At 70.1% G+C, this 21,035-nt stretch carries 16 protein-coding genes; 13 read left to right on the forward strand and 3 right to left on the reverse strand.

Translation table 11 applies throughout. The features are described 5' to 3' along the window. Window positions 1-17 precede the first annotated feature (17 nt). Window positions 18-1,025, forward strand: a complete 1,008-nt coding sequence (locus tag KSO98_RS07000; RefSeq protein WP_225284391.1) for a thiamine pyrophosphate-dependent enzyme — start codon at window positions 18-20, stop codon at window positions 1,023-1,025. A gap of 1 nt (window position 1,026) precedes the next feature. Further along, entirely contained in the window at window positions 1,027-2,661 is a 1,635-nt protein-coding gene (locus KSO98_RS07005) for an NAD(P)-binding protein (protein WP_225284392.1), read from the forward strand. Between the two features lie 198 nt (window positions 2,662-2,859). Here KSO98_RS07005 and KSO98_RS07010 read toward each other — a convergent pair whose 3' ends face one another. Further along, on the reverse strand, window positions 2,860-3,666 hold the full coding sequence (locus KSO98_RS07010) for an ATP-binding cassette domain-containing protein (protein ID WP_225284393.1): 807 nt from the start codon (window positions 3,664-3,666) through the stop codon (window positions 2,860-2,862). A 179-nt stretch (window positions 3,667-3,845) separates the two neighbouring features. On the opposite strand from KSO98_RS07010, the gene ppsA reads away from it, so the two are divergent. The 8 genes from ppsA (at window position 3,846) to KSO98_RS07055 (ending at window position 15,509) form a co-directional block, all read left to right on the forward strand. After that, complete coding sequence (gene ppsA / locus KSO98_RS07015; RefSeq protein WP_225284394.1) at window positions 3,846-6,275, forward strand: phosphoenolpyruvate synthase; 2,430 nt, start codon at window positions 3,846-3,848, stop codon at window positions 6,273-6,275. A 185-nt stretch (window positions 6,276-6,460) separates the two neighbouring features. After that, complete coding sequence (locus KSO98_RS07020) at window positions 6,461-9,109, forward strand: cation-translocating P-type ATPase (RefSeq protein WP_225284395.1); 2,649 nt, start codon at window positions 6,461-6,463, stop codon at window positions 9,107-9,109. Next, complete coding sequence (locus tag KSO98_RS07025; RefSeq protein WP_225284397.1) at window positions 9,106-10,038, forward strand: universal stress protein; 933 nt, start codon at window positions 9,106-9,108, stop codon at window positions 10,036-10,038. The genes KSO98_RS07020 and KSO98_RS07025 overlap by 4 nt, the downstream gene beginning before the upstream one ends. Next, on the forward strand, window positions 10,035-11,579 hold the full coding sequence (locus KSO98_RS07030) for a bifunctional aminoglycoside phosphotransferase/ATP-binding protein (protein ID WP_225284399.1): 1,545 nt from the start codon (window positions 10,035-10,037) through the stop codon (window positions 11,577-11,579). The genes KSO98_RS07025 and KSO98_RS07030 overlap by 4 nt, the downstream gene beginning before the upstream one ends. A gap of 83 nt (window positions 11,580-11,662) precedes the next feature. Beyond that, entirely contained in the window at window positions 11,663-12,529 is an 867-nt protein-coding gene (locus KSO98_RS07035; protein WP_225284400.1) for a universal stress protein, read from the forward strand. A gap of 54 nt (window positions 12,530-12,583) precedes the next feature. After that, window positions 12,584-13,537: a universal stress protein gene (locus KSO98_RS07040; RefSeq protein ID WP_308012734.1), complete on the forward strand. Its 954-nt coding sequence runs from the start codon at window positions 12,584-12,586 to the stop codon at window positions 13,535-13,537. A gap of 451 nt (window positions 13,538-13,988) precedes the next feature. Beyond that, entirely contained in the window at window positions 13,989-14,978 is a 990-nt protein-coding gene (locus KSO98_RS07050) for a zinc-dependent alcohol dehydrogenase family protein (protein ID WP_225284638.1), read from the forward strand. Window positions 14,979-15,143: 165 nt separating this feature from the next. Beyond that, window positions 15,144-15,509, forward strand: a complete 366-nt coding sequence (locus KSO98_RS07055; RefSeq protein ID WP_225284404.1) for a Rossmann-fold NAD(P)-binding domain-containing protein — start codon at window positions 15,144-15,146, stop codon at window positions 15,507-15,509. A 13-nt stretch (window positions 15,510-15,522) separates the two neighbouring features. Here the strand turns inward: KSO98_RS07055 and KSO98_RS07060 are convergent, their stop codons facing one another. Then, window positions 15,523-17,142 carry a PucR family transcriptional regulator gene (locus tag KSO98_RS07060; protein WP_225284639.1) on the reverse strand — a complete coding sequence of 540 codons (1,620 nt, stop codon included), beginning with the start codon at window positions 17,140-17,142 and terminating at the stop codon, window positions 15,523-15,525. 137 nt (window positions 17,143-17,279) lie between these two features. Here KSO98_RS07060 and KSO98_RS07065 point away from each other — a divergent pair, with 137 nt between their 5' ends. From KSO98_RS07065 to KSO98_RS07075, 3 genes are read left to right on the forward strand one after another with little or no spacing between them, the layout of a single operon-like run. Beyond that, window positions 17,280-18,806 carry a CoA-acylating methylmalonate-semialdehyde dehydrogenase gene (locus KSO98_RS07065; RefSeq protein ID WP_225284406.1) on the forward strand — a complete coding sequence of 509 codons (1,527 nt, stop codon included), beginning with the start codon at window positions 17,280-17,282 and terminating at the stop codon, window positions 18,804-18,806. Continuing rightward, window positions 18,799-20,169 (forward strand): aspartate aminotransferase family protein, encoded by a 1,371-nt coding sequence (locus KSO98_RS07070; protein WP_225284408.1) that lies wholly within the window; start codon window positions 18,799-18,801, stop codon window positions 20,167-20,169. Before KSO98_RS07065 ends, KSO98_RS07070 begins: the two co-directional genes overlap by 8 nt. A 12-nt stretch (window positions 20,170-20,181) precedes the next feature. Further along, window positions 20,182-20,469, forward strand: a complete 288-nt coding sequence (locus KSO98_RS07075) for a type 1 periplasmic-binding domain-containing protein (protein WP_225284410.1) — start codon at window positions 20,182-20,184, stop codon at window positions 20,467-20,469. Between the two features lie 68 nt (window positions 20,470-20,537). On the opposite strand, the gene KSO98_RS07080 is transcribed toward KSO98_RS07075, so the two are convergent. Continuing rightward, window positions 20,538-21,014 (reverse strand): MarR family winged helix-turn-helix transcriptional regulator, encoded by a 477-nt coding sequence (locus KSO98_RS07080; RefSeq protein WP_225284411.1) that lies wholly within the window; start codon window positions 21,012-21,014, stop codon window positions 20,538-20,540. Window positions 21,015-21,035: the final 21 nt, after the last annotated feature.

Genomic DNA, 21,035 nt, shown 5'->3' on the forward strand with positions numbered 1-21,035 from the left:
GGACGACGGAGGCACCCATGCCAGCACAACAGGTCAAGCTCTACCAGATCGGCACCTTCGCGGTCGGCAATCGGCTCCTCGACGCCGAACAGCGCACCGTCCAGGCCCGGATGGACCGCTCGAACTCCCTGACCTCGGGCCACCGCGCCTGTCGCGGGTGCGGGGAGGCGCTCGGTGCCCGCTACGTCCTCGACGCGGCGATGCGGGCGACCGGCGGTCAGATCGTCGCGGCCAACGCGACCGGTTGCCTGGAGGTCTTCTCGACGCCCTACCCGGAGACGTCGTGGCAGTTGCCCTGGTTGCACTCGCTGTTCGGCAACAGTCCGGCGGTGGCCAGCGGCATGGCGGCGGCGCTGCGCGCCCAGGGCCGTCGTGACGTACGCGTCGTGGGGCAGGCCGGCGACGGCGGCGCCGTCGACATCGGGCTGGGATGCCTGTCGGGCATGTTCGAACGCGACGATGACGTCCTGTTCGTCTGCTACGACAACGAGGGCTACATGAACACCGGCGTGCAACGCTCCGGGGCCACTCCGCCGGGTGCGCGCACCGCCACGACCAGACCCCTGGGGGCGCAACCCGGCAACGCCTTCGGTCAGGGCAAGAGCCTGCCTCTGATCGCGATGGCGCACGAGATCCCATATGTCGCCACGGCGACCGTCGCGGATCTGCACGATCTCGAGGCCAAGGTCGAGCACGCCATGACGCTGCACGGGGCGCGCTACCTGCACGTGCTGGTCCCGTGCCCTCTGGGCTGGGGCTCGGCGTCGGAGGACACCGTACGTGTGGCCAGGCTGGCCAAGGAGACCGGCATCTTCCCGGTGTTCGAGGCCGAGCACGGCGAGCTCACCTCCGTCTCTCGGATCCGGCAGCGGCGGCCGGTCGAGGACTACCTGATCCTGCAGAGCCGCTTCGCCCATCTCTTCGGCGAGCCGCGGCGTGACGACATCATCGCCCGCATCCAGCAGCAGGCCGACCGCAACATCGAGCGGTTCGGCCTCCTCGACCCACGAGCCCAGGAGGCATGACATGGACGAGCCCTTCGCCATCACGCTCGACGTCGGTTCGAGCCGCGCCAACAAGACCGGATCGTGGCGCACCGAGCGCCCGGTGTACGTCGACCTGCTGCCACCGTGCAGTGGCGCCTGTCCGGCGGGGGAGGACGTACGGGAGTGGCTCTACGAGGCCGAGGACGGGGCGGCGGGCTACGAGCGCGCCTGGCGCCGCATCATGGCCGCCAACCCGTTCCCTGCCACGATGGGTCGCGTCTGCTACCACCCGTGCGAGAGCAGCTGCAACCGCGGCCAGCTCGACGAGGCGGTGGGGATCAACTCGATCGAGCGCTTCCTCGGTGACGAGGCCCTCCGCCAGGGCTGGACCGTCGGCGTCGACGTGCCAGCGACCGGTCGGACCGTGCTGGTGGTCGGGGCCGGCCCCTGCGGTCTGGCCGCCGCCTACCATCTGGCGCGATCGGGACACACCGTCACCATCCGCGATGCCGGCCCGATGGCGGGCGGCATGATGCGCTTCGGCATCCCCGCGTACCGCCTCCCGCGCGATGTGCTCGATCGCGAGGTGGCCCGCATCGTGGCCCTCGGCGTACGTCTCGAGCTGGACACCAAGGTGGACGACCTCGATGCGGCCCTGCGGCGTGACGGCTTCGACGCGGCATTCCTCGCCGTCGGCGCTCAGGTCGGTCGCCGCGCCCACCTGCCCGCCGGTTCGGCGGCGCACGTGCTTGAGGCGATCACGATGTTGCATGACGTCGCCGAGGGGGAGCGGCCGCTGCTCGGTCGCCGCGTGGCCATCTACGGCGGAGGCAACACCGCGATCGACGCGGCCCGTACGGCACGGCGTCTGGGGGCGGAGGAGGCGGTGATCATCTACCGCCGCACACGTGAGCGGATGCCGGCCCATGACAGCGAGGTCCGCGAGGCCGAGGACGAGGGCGTGCTGTTCCGGTGGCTCAGCACGATCAAGCACGTCGACGGTGGTGTGATGAGGGTGGAGAAGATGGAGCTCGACGACACCGGCTTCCCCCAGCCCACCGGCGAGATCGAGGAGCTCGCGGCCGACTCCCTCATCCTCGCGCTCGGGCAGGACACCGACCTCTCGCTCCTCGATGCGATGGGTGACGTCGAGGTACGTGATGGAGCGGTCGAGGTCGACGCGACGATGATGACCGGACGACCGGGAGTGTTCGCGGGCGGAGACGTCGTCCCGGGAGAGCGCTCGGTCACCGTCGGCATCGGCCACGGTCGTCGTGCGGCCGCCTACATCGACGCGTGGCTTGCCGGCTTGCCGGACCGCAGCGAGGAGGTCCGCCGTACCGCCCCGTTCGAGCGGCTCAACACGTGGTACTTCAGCGAAGCGCCTCGCTCCCACCGCGCCCAGCTGGAGGCGGCACGGCGTGAGTCGACCTTCGACGAGGTCACCCACGGCCTGGCGCCCGACACCGCGCTCTACGAAGCGCGTCGGTGCATGTCCTGTGGGTCGTGCTTCTCCTGCGACAACTGTTACGGCGTCTGCCCTGACAACGCGGTCCTGAAGATCGGCGGACCGGGGCACGGCTACGAGATCGATCTGGACTACTGCAAGGGCTGCGGTCTCTGCGCCGCCGAGTGCCCGGCGGGGGCGATCGAGATGGTGCCCGAGCAGTACTGAGGCCCCGCCGTTCGGCCCTCCTCCTGCACGACCCAGGACCCTGCCTCGCGCGATGGCGCGCCCGCTCGGGGAGACGCCGCCGCTGGCGGAGACGCCCCCCCCCAGGACCACCGGGTGCAGGGGAGTCACGCCCCAGGGAACCGGATCGGCTGCCTGATCAAGGACGCCGCAGAACGCCGGAGTGCTCGTCGACGAGGGTCAGCGGCTCGACGGTGTCAGCGGGGTGGTCTGGCGCGCCGTCCCCGTCGTCATGAGCTCGACCACGCTGATCGGGTCGAGGGCGGCCGTCGCCCGGACCGCCACGAGGCGCCCGAGGGTGAGCACAGCGATCCTGTCCGCGACGGCGAAGACGTCGTTCATGTTGTGCGAGATCACGATGACAGCCAGGCCTCGGTCGGCCAGGCGCCGGATCAGATCGAGGACGACCTTCGTCTGCGCGACGCCCAGGGCTGCGGTGGGCTCGTCCATGATGACGAGCTTGGAGTGCCACAGCACGGACTTCGCGATCGCCACCGACTGGCGCTGACCACCCGACAGGTGCGCGACGCGCTGCCGGGGTGACTTCAGAGTCCGGACAGCGAGGGAGTCCAGGGTCTCGCGAGCCGACTTCTCCATCGAGTCCTTGTCGATCAACAGGTGGTGCACGGTCCGCTCGCGGCCGAGGAACATGTTCTCGACGATGTCGAGGTTGTCGCACAGCGCGAGGTCCTGATAGACGGTCTCGATGCCGAGCCCGGCGGCGTCGCGAGGTGTACGGATCGAGACCGGGCGGCCCTCCCAGAGGATGCGGCCCTCGTCCGGCGGGTGGATGCCGGCGATGCACTTGATCAGCACCGACTTGCCGGCGCCGTTGTCGCCCACCAGGGCGGTCACCTGGCCCGCGGGGATGTCGAGGCTCACGTCGGTGAGCGCCTGGATCTGCCCGAAGTGCTTGCTGACGTGCTGGAGCCGCAGCAGGGGCATGTCGTCGGTCGCGCTTACGGGGTCCGGCTCGATGGTTGTCATGCTCTCCTCCTGCGACGTGGCCCGTACGGGCACGGGACGTGTGGTGTCGAGATCGATGCTTCGCGTGCCGGAGGCAGGAGCGAACCGGCCCAAAGTCATCGGTGGGTGGGCCTTAGGGCCGTCACCGCCGCGGGACAAGGCCTCTCCACCGTGCCCCGCGGCGCTGGTGGAGTGGGAGCATGGAGAGTCAGGTACAGCCGAAGCAGGCCCGCGAGCCGGGCATCAACGACCACGACAGCCTCGTCCGGCGCTTCGAGGAGATCACCAACGCCGACGTCGGTTCCGTCGGAGGCAAGAACGCCTCGCTGGGAGAGATGTATCAGCGGCTCTCGGGGAACGGGGTGCGCGTGCCCGACGGGTTCGCGGTCACCGCGGAGTCCTATCGGCGCGTCATCGCCCAGCGGGACGTCGCAAGCCGCCTGCGCGACGTGCTCGAGGCGATCGAGGAGAGTGACAACGACAGCCTCGATCGTGGCGCCGAGCAGGCCCGCAGCATCGTCTATGAGGCCGGTCTCCCGGCCGACGTGGAGACGGCCGTCCGGTCGTCCTATGCGCGTCTGGAGAGCCAGTACGGCGCCGGCGTGAGTGTCGCCGTGCGCAGCTCGGCCACCGCCGAGGACCTGCCTGAGGCCAGCTTCGCCGGCCAGCACGAGAGCTACCTGGCGATCACCGGCGTCGTCGCCGTGTTGGACGCGGTCCGGCACTGCTTCGCCAGTCTCTTCACCGCCCGCGGCATCGACTATCGGCGGCGGCAGGGCTTCGACGACATGCAGGTGGCGCTCTCGGTCGGCGTGATGAAGATGGTCCGCTCGGACGAAGCCTCCTCGGGGGTGGCGTTCACCCTCGACACCGAGTCGGGTTTCCGCGACATCGTCCTTGTCACCGGCTCGTACGGCCTGGGCGAGACCATCGTTCAGGGCACCGTCGACCCGGACGAGTTCTCGGTGCACAAGCCGACCTATCTCGACGGCTACCGCGCGGTGCTGCGCCGGCGTCTGGGTGAGAAGGAGGTGCGGATGGTGCTCACCGACGACGGCCGCTCCACGCGGGTCATGCCGACGCCAGCGCAGGACCGGGAGCGGTTCTGCCTCACGGACGCCGAGGTGCTCGACCTGACCGAGATGGCTCTGACGATCGAGCGCCACTACGGCCGGCCGATGGACATCGAGTGGGCCAAGGACGGTCCCGGCGGGGAGCTCTACATCGTCCAGGCGCGCCCCGAGACCGCCGCATCACACCGGGCGCACGGGAAGGTCACCACCCGCACCGTGCTCGCCCATGGTGCGCTGATGGCGACCGGCCGTGCGGTGGGTGACGGGGTGGCCACCGGGCAGGCCCGCGTAATCACCGACGTGCGTCAGCTGCAGGACTTCCGCGAGGGCGAGGTGCTCGTCGCGGCGTCCACCACACCGGACTGGGAGCCTGCGATGAAGAGGGCCGCTGCGATCATCACCGACCACGGCGGTCGGACGTGCCACGCGGCGATCATCGCGCGCGAGCTCGGCGTGCCGGCTGCCGTCGGCACCGGGGACGGCACCCGAGCGATCGCGCCGGGACGTACGGTGACGGTCTCGTGCGCGGAGGGCGCCACGGCGCATGTCTACGACGGCGAGGCGACGGTGCGCTCGATCACCTCCCAGGCACAGGAGGCGGCGCGCCCCCGGACCCAGGTGATGATCAACCTCGGCAACCCGGACCTCGCCTTCGAGACCTCGTTCCTGCCCAACGACGGTGTCGGGCTCGCCCGGATGGAGTTCATCCTGGCGGCCGGGGTCAAGGTGCATCCGCTCGCCGCGCTGCACCCGGACCGGGTCGAGGACGACGCCCAGCGCGCACAGATCCTCGACCTGATCCGCGGCTACGCGGACGGTGCCTCCTACTTCGTCGAGCGACTCGCCGAGGGGATCGGCACGATCGCGGCGGCGTTCTACCCGAAGCCGGTGGTGGTCCGACTCTCGGACTTCAAGACCAATGAGTACGCCTCGCTGCTCGGGGGTGCGGCCTTCGAACCGGTCGAGGCCAACCCGATGCTCGGCTTCCGCGGCGCCGCACGCTATGCGCACCCGGCGTACGCGGACGGCTTCGAGCTCGAGTGCCGGGCGCTGTGCCGGGTGCGCGAGGAGATGGGCCTGCGCAACGTCATCGTGATGGTGCCGTTCGTCCGCCGCATCGCTGAGGCCGACCTGGTGCTGGCGAGGATGGCTGAGCTCGGGCTCGAGCGCGGACGCGAGGGGTTGGAGATCTACGCCATGTGCGAGGTCCCGAACAACGTGGTGCAGGTCGACGAGTTCGCGGCTCGGTTCGACGGCTTCTCGATCGGCTCCAACGACCTGACCCAGCTGACCCTCGGGGTGGACCGCGACAGTGAGGTCGTCGCCTTCGACTACGACGAGCGCGACCCTGGCGTCATGCGGATGATCGAGCTGGCCGTCGAGGGCTGCCATCGGCACGGCATCCACTGCGGGATCTGCGGGCAGGCGCCCTCGGACTACCCCGACTTCCTGGAGTTCCTCGTCCGCACCGGCATCGACGCGATCAGCCTCACCCCTGACTCCGTGGTGAGCGCGACCGAGGCAGTCGTGGCGGCGGAGTCGGCCCAGGAAGACTGACGGCCGCGGCCGCAGCGGGAACGAGGTCCCAGCCCCGGCACGAGCCGACGGCGGATCAGGCGCGGGCTGTCGGCATCCGCGGCCCGGGACGTTCGACTCCCGCTGTGAGGGACTCGGCCCCCTGTCCCAGGAGCGGTGCGCGACCAGACTGTGAGAGCAGCATCCCGACGAGCTGGAGGACCCCGATGGCTTCCGACCGCGGCGCACGGACTGCGTCGCAGACCGAGACAGGGGTCGAGCCGCCCGCTCGCTCCGCGGCCGTCTCAGCACCGACGCCCGAGGGCGGGCTCGACGCCGTCGACGTGCTGCAGCGACGCTCCGTGTTCGGGCCGAACACGCTGCCAGGGCGGGCTCCGGCGACGCTCCTTGATCGCGTCGTGGCGCAGCTCCGGGACCCCATGATCCTGCTCCTGCTGGGAGCGGCCGGGCTGAGCAGCGCGCTGCACGACTTCCGCGACGTCGCCATCATCCTGCTGGTGGTCGTGACCAACACCGCGATCGGCGTCGGACAGGAGGTTCGGGCGCAGCACGCCCTCGACGCGTTGCGTGCCCTCAGTCAGCCGACGGCCCGGATCTGGCGCAGCGGCTGCCTGATCGACCTTCCGACCGTCGAGGTCGTCCCTGGCGACCGAATCGTCGTCGAGGCAGGCGACATCGTGGCCGCAGACGCAACACTCGTCGGGGCTGCCGGCCTGGAGGTGGATGAATCGGCGCTGACCGGCGAGTCGCGCGCCGTCGAGAAGTCGGTCGGTCAGGACACCGATGAACGCCTCCTGGCAGGAACGGTCGTCACCCGCGGGAGGGGCACAGCGCTGGTGACCGCGACCGGAGTGAACAGCGCGATCGGCGGCATCGCCGCGCTGCTCGGTCACGAACCCACCCGGCCCACGCCGCTTCAGGACCGTCTGCGGGACCTGGGGCGGATCCTCGCGGCCACGGCCGTCGCGCTCGCCGCGCTGGTGATGGCTCTGGGCCTTCTCCGGGGCAGACCCGTCGGCGAGATGACCTTGATCGCGATCAGTCTGGCGGTGGCGGCGGTGCCCGAGTCGCTTCCTGCCGTCGTCACCTTGGCCCTGGCGCTCGGTGCGCGTCGGATGTCGCGACGAGCGGCGATCGTACGGCGCTTGTCGGCGGTCGAGACCCTCGGCGCTGTCACGGTGTTCTTGACGGACAAGACCGGAACACTGACGCAGAACCGGATGACCCTGGAGCGCGCGTATGCAGGTGAGCGTGAGTACGGCCTCGACGACATCAGCGCAGGGGCTGACGAAGGCCTGTTGCGCCTGTTGCGCGATGTCGCTCTGTGCAACGACGCCGATCTCGCTGCTCCCGATCAGCAGCATCCGGACTGGTGGCCGCGAGGTGAGGCGACGGACGTCGCTCTGCTCTCGGCGGCGCTGACCGCCGGCGTCCCCGTCCAGCACGACCGCGTGCACCTGCCGCGGGTGGGCGAGAGCCCCTTCGACAGCCAGAGAAAGCGGATGACCACGATCCACCGGACGGGAGACGACACAGACGAAGCTCTGGTGATCTGCAAGGGCGCACCGGAGGTGTTGCTCGCCGTCCCGGGTCTGCTCCGCAGGCCCGCCGGATCGCTTCAGGCTCAGATCGACCAGCTGACGGATCAGGGCCTGCGCGTGCTGATGGTGGCCGAAGGAAGGACGACCAGCCTCGACGCGGCGGCCGCGGAGCAGCACCTCGATATCGTCGGACTGGTTGCTCTGAACGACCCTCCTCGCGCCGATGCGCGTGCCGTCCTCGACTCGGTGAGGGAGGCGGGCATCGCGGTCGCCATGGTCACCGGTGATCACCCCGACACGGCTCGTGCCGTCGCCGAGCGGCTCGGCCTGGGGACCGACGTGGTCACGGGCACGGACCTCGAGCGCGGCGACGTCTTCGGAGACGCGTCGGGGGACATGGGAAGGATCCCTGCGGTGTTCGCCCGCACCCGCCCCGAGCAGAAGTACGACATCGTCACCCGGCTGCAGGCACGCGGGCACATCGTCGCGATGACCGGCGACGGGGTTAACGACGCGCCCGCCCTCGAGCGCGCCGACATCGGTGTAGCCATGGGCATGTCGGGCACGGAGGTCGCGAAGCAGGCCGCCGACCTCATCCTCACCGACGACAGCCTCGGCACGGTCGCCCATGCGATCGACGACGGCCGTCGCATCTATGCGAACATCAGAACGTTCCTGCGCTACGCACTCGCCGGAGGCGTCGCGGAGGTGGGTGTGATGCTGTTCGGGCCGTTCGTCGGGATCGGCGTCCCACTCCTGCCGGGGCAGATCTTGTGGATCAACCTGCTGACCCATGGGCTGCCCGGCCTCGCCTTCGGCGCCGAGCCGGGCGACCCCGAGGCGATGCACCGGCCGCCGCGATCGCCCCAAGCATCGGTTCTGGGCAACGGACTGTGGCGTCAGGTCCTTCTCATCGGTGCACTGATAGCGGTGGTGGCCCTGACAGCCGGTCTTCTCGTATCGGATAACGCCCAGGTGCAACGAAGCGCCGTGTTCCTGACGCTCGGCCTCGCACAGCTCGGGGTCGCTCTGGCGCTGCGACGCAGAAGCGACCGTCGGCACGTGCTGGGCTTCCTCGACCTGGCGGTCGCCTCATCGGTCGTGCTGCAGCTCGCCGCCGTGTTCGTGCCGTGGCTCGCCGAGCTGCTCGGAACCCGGCCGCTCCCGCTCGCTGACACTGCGGTCGTGCTGGCCCTCGGAATCGTGCCCGGCGTCGCCACATTCCTGGGGGCCGGTGGCCACGTGCTTCGGGACCTTCGCCTCCACCGCGCCGAGCTTCGGCGTCGCACGATGGCGGGGAAGGGAGAATCATGAACATTGAGCGAGACGCGCGGGTCGTACGGACCGCAGGCCGCGTCGTGGTGGGTGTGGATGACGGCGCGGCAAGCCGCGCGGCCCTGGTCTTCGGCGCGACGTTGGCGGGATGGCTCGGTGTGCCGCTCCTGGCGGTGCACGTGTATGCCGAGGGCCACGGGGGACCCGAGACGCCGTTGTTGCGGTTCGGTGACTCGGCGCGGCTGGCGCGCGAGACCCTCGACGGGGCCGTCGAGCGAGCTCAGGTCGAGGACGGCATCACCGTTCCGATCACACCGCTCCTGGTGAGTGGCCACCGTGCGCGGACCCTGATCGAGCACGGTCGCCGTGACGGCATCCTGGTCGTCGGGCGTCCTCAGCGTCACGGGCACGCCGCGCTGCTGCCGGAATGGTCGGTGCCGGCGCAGGTCGCGGGCCGCGCGAGGTGTCCGGTGGCGGTCGTACCCGCGTCGTGGCGTCCCGGTGCACTCCCAGCTCCGGTGTCGGTGGGCGTCGATCTGGCCCGGACAAGCGCGGTGCTACTGGAACAGGCCGTAGGACTGGCGCAGGCCGCTCAGCTTCCGCTCCGGGTCGTGCATGCGGAACCATCGCGCGGCCGTGCTGATCCGAGCGGGTCGGATCCGGGCCGGCTGCGTCGTATCCTCCAGACCGAGCTCGAGCGTGCCGCGCCACCCGCAGCGCGGGTGTCGCTCGCCGTCCGCGACGGTGCCCCGGGGCGCGTCCTCGAGGAGGCGTCGCACGATTCGGCGTTCCTCGTCGTGGGCCGCCACGGCGTCCGGCACCGCACGCCCCACCGTTTGGGGACCGTGGCGCGGCACGTCCTACGGACAGCCTCCTGCCCCGTCCTGCTCGTCGATGCACCGGACCGCTGCGTGCCGGCAGGGGAGCGGAGCGTGGCACGCGCCGTCTCGACCCCCGTCGGACGATGAACGGAGGCACCGCGCCGTACGCGGATCTCCATGAGACCCATTCGGGTGTCGTGCTCCTGCTCGGGGACGTGGCCTACAAGCTCAAGAAGCCCGTCACCCTGCCGTTCCTGGACTACTCCACCACGGCGCAGCGCCGCGAGGCATGCGAGCGCGAGCTCGCCCTCAACAGGCGGTTCAGCCCCGACGTCTACCTGGGCGTCGGCGCGCTCACGACGCCGAGCGGCGAGAGCGAGCCGACGGTGATGATGCGCCGCATGCCCGCCGACCGGCGGCTCAGCGCGATCCTCGACCATGCTGACACGGCCGATAGCGTCCGCGAGGTCGCCAGACTGGTGGCCCGTTTCCACAGCGGAGCGGAACGCAGCCAGGCGACCGCGGCCGAGGGGAGGCGCGACGAGGTACTGCGACGCTGGGAGCACAACCTCGATGAGGCGGCCCGTCTGCCGGGGACGCCGATCTCGTCCGAGCTCATCGCGGCCGTTCGTTCTGGGGCCGAGCGCTACCTCGCCGGTCGCGAAGTGCTCTTCCAGCAGCGCATCGAGGAGGGACGGGTGCTCGACGGCCACGGCGACCTGCTCGCCGACGACATCTTCTGTCTGCCGGACGGCCCGCGGGTGCTCGACTGCCTGGAGTTCGACGACCGGCTACGCCATCTCGACCAGATCGACGACGTCGCCTGCCTGGCGATGGACCTGGAGCGCCTGGGTCACGCCGAGCTGGCTGGCGGTCTGCTGCGTTGGTACAGCGAGTTCAGTGGCGACCACGCGCCCGCGTCATTGATTCACCACTACATCGCATATCGCGCGTTCATGCGCGCCAAGGTGAGTGCGGTCCGTCGTCAGGAGCCCGGCCCGCATCCGGCGTCGGGCGAGGAGCCGGTCGCACTCGCGCGCCTGGCACGCGACCACATCGACGCTGCCGCGGTCCGGCTCGTGCTCATCGGCGGGTCACCGGGCTCGGGCAAGTCGACGCTCGCCGGTCACCTCTCACACCGCCTCGGCCTCGCGGTGCTCGACAGTGACAGCATGCGCAAGGAGCTTGTCGGCCTCAGCGCCAGGAGCCCGGCCGCAGCGGGCTTCGAGGAGGGCATCTATTCGCCGACCAGCACCGCGCGAACGTACGACGAGCTGCTGCGCCGCGCGCGGCTGCTGCTCGAGCGCGGGGAGTCGGTCCTCCTGGACGCCTCGTGGAGCTCGGCACATCACCGGGCACAGGCTGCCAGGCTGGTGGATGCCGTCAGCGCGGAGCTGATCTCGTTGCGCTGCGACCTGCCCGCTGCCGTGGCGGACGTGCGGATCGCGGCCCGGCGTGTCGCCGGCGACGCGGTCTCGGATGCTGACCACAGCATCGCGGCACGGATGCGCAGCCGGCAGGACGTGTGGCCCGAGAGCGTCCGGCTCGACACCGCGCGCGACCTGGCCGAGACCGTGGACGAAGCCGTCGACGCGGTTCTTCGTGGGGCCGCCGGTACGGCCGGCTCGTCGGGGCGCCCTATCTCTGTGGCCGGACGGACTTTCGGCCCTGCGACACGGTGGGCCTAGGGCTCGACGAACAGGAGCCTTCGGCTCTGCCTCCACAGGTCGCTTCGCGCTGTGCTGGAGGCATGTCGACTTCAGGAGGAACGATGGTTGGAACGGGTTGGATCCTCGTCGGGGTCTCGGATTCACCGGGAAGCCGAGCCGCTGTGTTCTACGCGGCGCACGCGGCGGCGCGAGCCGAGTCGCGACTGCGGATCGTGCATGTGAGCCCTAGCTGCTCCTCACTGGTCGCGGCCGGCGGCACGGCCGCCACCACCCTCGCGCGTGCCGTCGACGAGGCGGGCTGGTACCTCTCCGAGGACCGGATCATGGGTGAGCTGGTGGTCGGAGACACCGGGAGGACCCTGTCCGACCTGGCCGACGGCGCCGTCATGATCGTGATGGGGCATGCCCGCGCTGAGGTGAGCGGGCATGCGTCGAGCGGCTCCCTCGTCGGCCGGGTCGCAGGCGCCGCCGCCGTCCCCGTGGTTGTCGTCCCCGACGCCTGGGCTCCGAGCGAGCCGCGCGCCCGCGTGGTCCTGGGCCTCAAGCTCGTCGACGAGATCCCCGAGATGCTGCTGCAGGCGGCGCTTCGCGTCGCCCGCACGCGCCACGCCGAACTCACCGTCGTCCACGTGCGCGAGCCGAACGACCCAGAGTCCCAGGCTCGTACGACCGAGGACACAGTGCACGACATCGAGCATCGGATCGCCGGGATCGTCCCCGCCGGCCGCTTCCCGAGGGTGCAGGTCGATGTCGTCGACGGTGCGCCGGGCGACGTGCTCGGACAGGAGTCCCGTAGCGCCGACCTGCTGCTCATCGCTCGTCGAGCAGGCACCACGCCGAGTGGTCGCTTCGGCGGCATCGGCCGCGAGCTCCTGAGCATCGCGCACTGCCCTGTCATGGTCCTCCCGGTCGCTGAGGCGCTCGACAGCGAGGACACCAGGCCCACCGCGGCACCGGCGCGCGGATGAGTTCCCCCTCCGGGGAGAAGGAGGAACGTGATGGACGGCAAGAGGCATGTCCTCGTGGGCATCGACGGCGAGGAGGGTGGTCGCATCGCCCTGAGGTACGGAGCGCAGGAGGCCTCCCGCCTGGGTATCGGGCTCCACCTGCTCCACGTGTGGCCAGACGCGCGGCCACTGATCGGTGACTGGAGGTCGTTCACTCCCGCCGTCGCCTCGGACAATGAGCGGATGGGCCGCCGGATACTCGACGAGCACGCGGCGATGGCGCGAGACCTCGCGCCCGGCGTGGAGGTCGCCACCACACTCGTGCACGGGGACCGCGTGGCCCACCTGGTCATCGCCGCGAACAGGGCCACGCTCACGGTGCTCGGCGACGAGAGCCAGCCGCTCTTGGACAAGATCCTTGTCGGCACGGTTCTGACGGGTGTCGCAGGCAAGGCATCCGCGCCGGTCGTCATCGTGCCTGCGGCCTGGTCCGGTGCGCCGGAGCCGCAGTCGGCGCGTACGGATGTCGTCGTGGCGGTGAAGTCCTGCGCGGGATCGGCAGAACTGGTGAGGCGCGCGATGCAGATCGCGAGCGATCGCCAGGCCCCGCTGACGCTCGTGCACGCCTGGCGACTGCCCCTGGTCTATGACGACGTCATCGCTGACCGGGTCGGAGAGGACGGATGGGAGGAGGCTGCGAGGACCGTGCTGCGTGCGGTGGTGGACAGCGTGCGCCGCGACGTCCCGGACGATCTCGAGGTTCGTATCGATGTCCGCCATGGGCAACCGGCCCGTGCCCTCGTCGACGCCTCGGAGAACGCGAGTCTCCTCCTGCTGGGAAGGCGATCGCACGGCTTCGCCTCGGGCCATCTCGGCGCGACCTCCCGGGCCGTGCTGCGAGCCGTCTCGTGCCCGGTCGAGGTTCTGCCGGAGCTGACGGGATCGGAGGGGCTGCCTGGCCTGGTCCTCGAGGAGGGTGGGGGGATGCTGAAGGCGGCAGAGCACCCCGAGACGATTACCTTCTCGTGAGGATGCGCCGCCCCAGGGGCAGCGCATCGCCGCCGGTGGAGGTCAGCCGCGCGTGATCGTCGAGTAGCCGCTGCTCTACTGCTGCTCGTACAGCTTCTCCCAGCCGTTGAGACCGGCGCCCGACGGGTGCCGGTTACCTGCGTCGGCGTACGTCGCAGGACCGCCACACCGCCGGGCGCGCGAGGGCCGACCGGACGGGGGTGCATCCGGGATCGGCCTGGCCTCTTGCTGTCACATCCTCAGTCCATCGCGGTTCTGTTCCCGTGCGCAGGGGAGGAAGTCCCCTGCGAGAAGGTCCTTCGGCTCGTGTAGCGACGGCATCGCCGGAGGAGCGTGGAGGAGTACCGGGAGACACCCGGTCGCGTGGTCACGGAAGGCACCTGCAATGAAGGCACTCGTCTATCACGGTCCCGGCCAGAAAGCGTGGGAAGAGGTCCCAGACCCCCAGATCGTGCAGCCCACCGACGTGATCGTGCAAGTTGACACCACGACGATCTGCGGCACCGATCTCCACATCCTCAAGGGGGACGTGCCGGCCGTGGCCGAGGGGCGGATCCTCGGGCACGAGGGCGTCGGCACGGTGATCGAGATCGGTCCGGCCGTCCGTACGCTCGCGCCCGGCGACCGGGTGATCATCTCGTGCATCAGCGCCTGCGGAGCCTGCTCCTACTGTCACGCCGGGCTGTACGCCCACTGTCTCGCCGATGAGGGTGCGAGCGGCATCGGGTGGGTCTTCGGCCACCTCATCGACGGCACGCAGGCGGAGTACGTGCGCGTCCCGTTCGGGGACAACTCGCTCTACCGTCTCCCCGACGGCGTCCCTGACGAGGCCGCTGTGATGCTCTCGGACATCTTGCCGACAGCCTTCGAGATCGGCGTGCGCTACGGCCAGGTGAAGCCCGGCGACACCGTCGCGGTGGTAGGCGCGGGCCCGATCGGGTTGGCATGCATGATGACCGCTCACCTGTACGGCGCCGCGCGGGTCATTGCCCTGGATCTGGATGCGAATCGGCTCACGCAGAGCCGATCCTTCGGCGCCACCGACGTCGTCGACAGCGCGGCGCCCGACTGGAGGGAGCAGGTGCTCGCCATGACCGATGGCCTTGGCGTCGACGTGGCGATCGAGGCGGTCGGCGTTCCGCAGACGTTCATCGCGTGCACGGAGATCGTGCGTCCGGGCGGCCGGGTCGCGAACGTCGGCGTGCACGGCGCCCCGGCCCAGCTCGCGCTCGACGAGCTGTGGATCAAGGACATCGCGATCACGATGGGACTGGTCAGCACCAACACGACCCCGATGCTTCTCAAGCTGGTGGCCCAGCACCAGATCCCGGCGGAGAAGTTCGGCACCCATCACTTCAAGCTGGACGACATCCTCGAGGCCTACGAGACCTTCGGCAACGCGGCTGACACCATGGCTCTCAAAGTGGTCATCCGACGGTGAGCCAGATGGCGCGCTGGCACGAGCGTGCTGTTCAGCGGTGATGTAGGCAGGGGCACGCATCCTCTGTTGCTCGCGCGTGCGCATCCGCCGTCGGCTGACGTGACGGTGGTCGAGTCGAGGATGGATCGTTCTCATCGGCCAGTCGACACGACCCTTCGGGACGCCGTGTGCCGTGCGGTCGAGCGGTGGACCGGTGGACCGGTGCTCATCCCGGCCTTCGCAGTGGACCCCACGGAGCTGGTCCTGCTGGAGCTCGGCCGGCTGATGGGCTGTCGCACCGATCGCAGGGAGGGCTGTGTGTGGACCGGATCATTTGTTCGATGTCGACCGGTCCACGGTGGGCAATGTCGCTCCTTCGAGGCTCAGGGCCGATTCCGGATCACCATCGTCAGCCCCACGGTGCTGACGGAGTCGAAGGCGAAGTACGCCGCGGTGTTCCTGGGATTCCCCATCGTGGACGGCCCGGCCGTGGGGGCGGCGCACCTTCGGTCAGTGGAGTCCTCGGAGACCGGGCAGGTGTACGCGCTCTGACGCCGCGGCGCCCTTACGCCGGTGCTCCGTCGCGGGCCAGTTGCGCCATCTCGTCGGCGATCAGCGCCACGTGCAACGAGACCCGCGTGTCCGCATCGTCCAGGGCTACGCCGAGCAGCCGTTCGAGTCGAGACAGCCGGTCGTAGAAGACCGGCCGGGAGACATGGATGCTCGCTGCCGCGTCAGACTTGCTGGCTGGGTGGTTGAGGAGGGCGACGAGCGCCGGCTCGAGCGCGTTCTCCGAACCGCGGTCGTGCTCGCGAAGGGCAGCGAGCTGGCGCTGGACGTAGGTCGCAACCCGCTCGTCGCCGGAGAGCATGGCCAGCAGTCCACGCAGGCCGACATCATCGAGGCGCCGCAACCGTCCGGACCGCAGCTCCCCGGAGGGCGTGGAGTCGACGACCTGTCGGCTCTCGCGCAGGGTGCGGTCGATCTCGCCCGGCCGGGCGCTGGTGCGCCCGGCACCGGCGACGACCGCATGGCGTCGCCCGACTCGCTCGGCGAGGTCGTCGACGAGTCGGTCGACGGGGGAGGAGATGGCCAGGGAGAGGACCGCGCGGACGTCACCGTCGAGGTGACAGACCAGGGCGGGGATCTTGAGCTCGTGCGCGGCGCGAACGGCGGCGGCGGCAACCTCCTCCACGCGCGTCCCGACGGTCGCCGAAGCCGGGGACGTGGGCGGCGCTGACCCGACGAGTGGGCGCAGGGTGATCCCTACGAACTGCCGGCGGGCGGTCGGCAGACCGGCCGCATCACAGCGTTGCACGAGGCCCGGAGCTGTGGGGTCTGAGAGGATGGCCACGATGAGTTCGTGGTGCGTACGCCGGACGGCGCTGTCGCGCTGCCGGTCGTGGAGACGGTGCAGGGCCAGAGCTGCGGCGGCCCGCTCCGCCATCGCCACCTGACGTTCGGTGGGACGCTCGGGGACCTGGACGACGAGACGGCCCCAGCCACGCTCCTTCTTGCCGACCCGCGTCACCAGCCAGCCGCGCTCCTCATCCCAGGTGGTGCGCTCGTCGAGGACGACGCCGCGTGACCGCGCCGGCCAGTCCGCCAGGAGGGTGGAGACGTCCTCGGGGCCGGAGCGGTAGTCCAGGACGTGGTGCTGCTCGCTCTCGAGCACGACCGCGGCGCCGGCGAGGCGCTGCACCGCCTCGAGGATGTCGCCGGGGCCGGCCTCGCTGATGCTGAGCTCGGTGAAGGTGTCATGGACGCGTTGGGCCTCGCGGAGCTCGACGAGCTGCTGGTCCACGATCCGCTCACCGATCGCCTGCGCCACGGCTGCGAACCGCACCTCACGCGCCAGGGCGATGAGGGGAAGACCGCGGGCGTCGCAGGCGGCGAGCAGCGCGGTCGGAAGCTCCTTCCAGCGGCGGCCGAGCTCGATCACCAGGCCGGCGGCGCCACTGTCCGCGAGGCTGCTGATCATCTCCGTCAGGCCGTCGTCGCTGTCCGGCATGGCGATGCCGGTGCTCAGCAGGAGGTCGCCCTCACGCAGCAGGGGGCCGATGTCGGCCAGCTCGGTGGTGTGCACCCAGCGGACGGGGCGGTGAAGGCCGTCGGAGCCGGCAACGAGCCGCGCCCCGGCGCTGCGCACGACAGCCATGGCCATCACATCGGTGACGCTGAGCATGCCCACGATGATCCTCTCGGCGGCAGGCCGTGTCTCCGACACTCTGTCGGAGAAACGTCGTTCATCCTACGACCTGTCGGGTCCCGACGAGGGCATCACGCATGAGGATCGGAGCATCGAACTGAAGGGACCCCTCCATGACCACCACCATCACCCACTGGCTCGACGGTGCTCCGTACGCGGGCGCCTCCGGCAACGTCGCCGACGTGACGAACCCCGCCACCGGCGTCGTGACCGGACAGGTCGCGCTGGCCAGTGTTGAGGACGCGCAGCGGGTCATCGGCTCGGCTGCCGCCGCCGCCGAGACATGGCGGAACACCTCGATCGCGCGCCGTACGCAGGTCATCTTCACCTTCCGCGAGCTGCTCAACGCCCGCAAGGAGGAGCTCGCCCAGCTGATCACCGCCGAGCACGGCAAGGTCCACTCGGACGCTCTCGGCGAGATCGCCCGGGGCCAGGAGGTCGTCGAGTTCGCGTGCGGCATCGCCCACCTGCTCAAAGGTGGCCACTCCGAGAACGCCTCCACCGGCTTGGACGTCCACTCCAAGCTCGACCCGGTCGGCGTCGTGGGCATCATCAGCCCGTTCAACTTCCCGGCGATGGTGCCGATGTGGTTCTTCCCGGTCGCCATCGCCGCGGGCAACGCGGTCATCGTCAAGCCCAGCGAGAAGGATCCCTCCGCCTCGCTCTTCATGGCGCAGCTGTGGAAGGAGGCTGGTCTCCCTGCCGGCATCTTCAACGTCCTGCAGGGCGACAAGGTGGCTGTCGACGCGCTGCTGCAGTCCCCGGAGGTCGCGGCGATCAGCTTCGTCGGCTCCACCCCGATCGCCCAGTACGTCTACGAGGAGGCCAGCAAGCACGGCAAGCGTGTGCAGGCCCTCGGTGGAGCGAAGAACCATATGGTCGTGCTGCCCGACGCGGACCTCGACCTGGCCGCTGACGCGGCGGTCAACGCTGGCTACGGGAGCGCTGGCGAGCGTTGCATGGCGATCAGCGTTCTCGTCGCTGTCGAGCCGATCGCGGACGACCTCATCGCGCGCATCGCCGACCGTACCCGCACTCTCCTCGTCGGAGATGGCAGCAAGACTCGCACCGAGCAAGGTGGCCGCGAGGCGGACATGGGTCCACTCGTCACCAAGGCCCACCGCGACAAGGTCGCGAGCTTCATCGACTCCGGCGAGAAGGCAGGGGCGAAGGTCGTCATCGACGGCCGCGATGTCCAGCCGCGCGGCGAGGCGGACGGATTCTGGCTCGGTCCCACGCTCTTCGACAACGTCACGACCGACATGGACATGTACACCGAGGAGATCTTCGGTCCCGTTCTGTCCGTCGTGCGGGTCCAGTCGTACGCCGAGGCCATCGAGCTGATCAACGCCAACCAGTACGGCAACGGCACCGCGATCTTCACCAATGACGGAGGCGCCGCCCGTCGATTCGAGAACGACGTCCAGGTGGGCATGATCGGCATCAACGTCCCGATCCCCGTCCCGGTCGCGTACTACTCCTTCGGCGGCTGGAAGAAGTCGCTCTTCGGCGACTCCCACGCCTACGGCCCGCACGGCGTGCACTTCTTCACCCGTACCAAGGCGGTCACCACCCGTTGGATCGACCCTGCCAACCGTCCTGAGGGTGGCCTTGAGCTGGGGTTCCCGCAGAATGTCTGAGTCGCTATCCGAGCCGCGCGCCTACCCGTCCTTGAACGACGACGCCGACCGCGCCTACGAGCTCGACCGAGCCCACGTCTTCCACTCGTGGTCCGCCCAGGCGACGCTGGACCCGGCGGTGATCACCAAGGCCGAGGGTTCCTACATCTGGGACCGTGACGACAATCGGCTGTTGGACTTCACCTCGCAGCTCGTCTACACCAATCTCGGTCACCAGCATCCGCGGATCGTCCGGGCGATCCAGGAGCAGGCAGCGACCCTGTGCACCATCGCACCCGGCTACGCCAACCCGGCTCGCTCCGAGGCGGCGCGTCTGATCGCGAGTCACACGCCCGGCGACCTGAACCGCATCTTCTTCACCAACGGAGGAGCGGATGCGAACGAGCACGCCATCCGGATGGCCCGTCTGCACACCGGTCGGAACAAGGTGCTCTCGACGTACCGCTCGTACCACGGCGGCACGCATCTCGCGGTCAACGTGACCGGCGACCCGCGTCGCTGGCCGAGCGACAACGGCTCCGCGGGCGTGGTCCACTTCTTTGGTCCGTTTCTCTACCGCAGCCCGTTCAACTCCACCACGGAGAGCGAGGAGTGCGAGCGAGCTCTGGCGCATCTCGAGAGCGTCATCACGCTCGAGGGCCCCGGCACCATCGCTGCGATCATCCTCGAGGCCATCCCGGGCACGGCCGGGATCATGCTGCCGCCGCCCGGCTACATGCAGGGCGTGCGCGAGCTCTGTGACCGGCACGGCATCATGTTCATCGCCGACGAGGTCATGTCGGGCTTCGGGCGCGCGGGCCGTTGGTTCGCGATCGAGCACGCCGAGGGTGTCGTGCCCGATCTGCTCACCTTCGCCAAGGGCGTCAATTCCGGATACGTCCCACTCGGCGGCGTCGCCCTCAGCGACGCCATCTACGAGACCTTCGCGCAGCGCCCGTACCCCGGCGGCCTGACCTACTCGGGCCACCCGCTCGCGTGCGCGGCCGCGGTGGCGTGCATCCAGGCGATGGAGGACGAGGGCGTCGTCGAGCACGCCCGACGTCTCGGCGACGAGGTGTTCGGACCGGGGCTGCGCGAGCTGGCCACCCGCCAGCCGTGGATCGGCGAGGTGCGGGGAACAGGAGTCTTCTGGGCGATCGAGCTGGTGCGGGACCAGGCGACCCGCGAGCCGCTGGCACCGTACGGCGGGAGCAGCCCGGAGATGGCTGCGTTGATCGGCGCCTGCAAGCGCCGCGGGCTCCTGCCGTTCGCCAACTTCAACCGGATCCACTTCGTCCCGCCCCTCACGGCGAGCGACGAGGAGGTCCGCGCCGGGATCCGGATCCTCGACGAGGCGCTGACCGAGGTCACTGCCCAGTCCTGAGGATCCCGAAGGATGCCCGTCGGGCTCAGCGATCTCGGCGTCGCTGTGCCGGAGCGCACGCTCCTGGCCACCCTCTCGGACTCGGAGAGCGCCCGCAGGAGCCGGCCCGCGATCACCGCCCTCGAGCTGAACCCGACCGCGACGATGAACGCGCGCCGTGCGTCACTCCTCGTCGAGCTGCTCCCGCTGGTCGACCTACTCCAGGCGCGGATCGCAGGTCTGCCGAGCGCGGGGCCGATCCTCACCAATACGCGCCTGCGGGTCCGCGCGTCGTCGCGTCGGGCCGAGGCGCCTCACTAGGCCGATGTGGACGCGCTTCGACGGTGCCAGCGAGGCCGCCGGAGGGTCACCGCGGGTGGCCCTCGAGGTCAGCGGGTAGCGGCCTGGATGACCTCGGTCAGGCGGGCGTGCAGGGCGTGCAGCTCGGTCAGGGGCATGCCGAGCCGGTTGATGATCGCCGGAGGGATGACCAGCGCGTCGTCGCGCAGGGCCCGACCGCGGTCGGTGGTCGCGATGGCGAGCGCACGGTCGTCCGTCGCGCTGCGCTCGCGACGTACGTAGCCGGCCGACTCCAGCCGCTTGAGAAGCGGCGAGAGGGTCGCGGGCTCCAGCTCGAGCTTGGCCGCCAACTCGTTGACGCGCAGCGGCTCGTGCTCCCAGAGGGCGAGCATGACGAGGTACTGAGGATGGGTCAGGCCGAGCGGCTCCAGCAGCGGGCGGTAGAGCGAGATGACGCTGCGGGCCGCGATCGCGAGGGCGAAGCAGACCTGCTGGTCGAGGGCCAGGAGGTCGTCTGCGGGCGCTCCGCTCGGGTCGTCCTCGTTGCCTGTGCTCACGTCCACCATGGGGTGAGGGTAAACCATGAG

Source organism: Nocardioides nematodiphilus (assembly GCF_020216525.1).
GTDB lineage: Bacteria > Actinomycetota > Actinomycetes > Propionibacteriales > Nocardioidaceae > Nocardioides > Nocardioides nematodiphilus.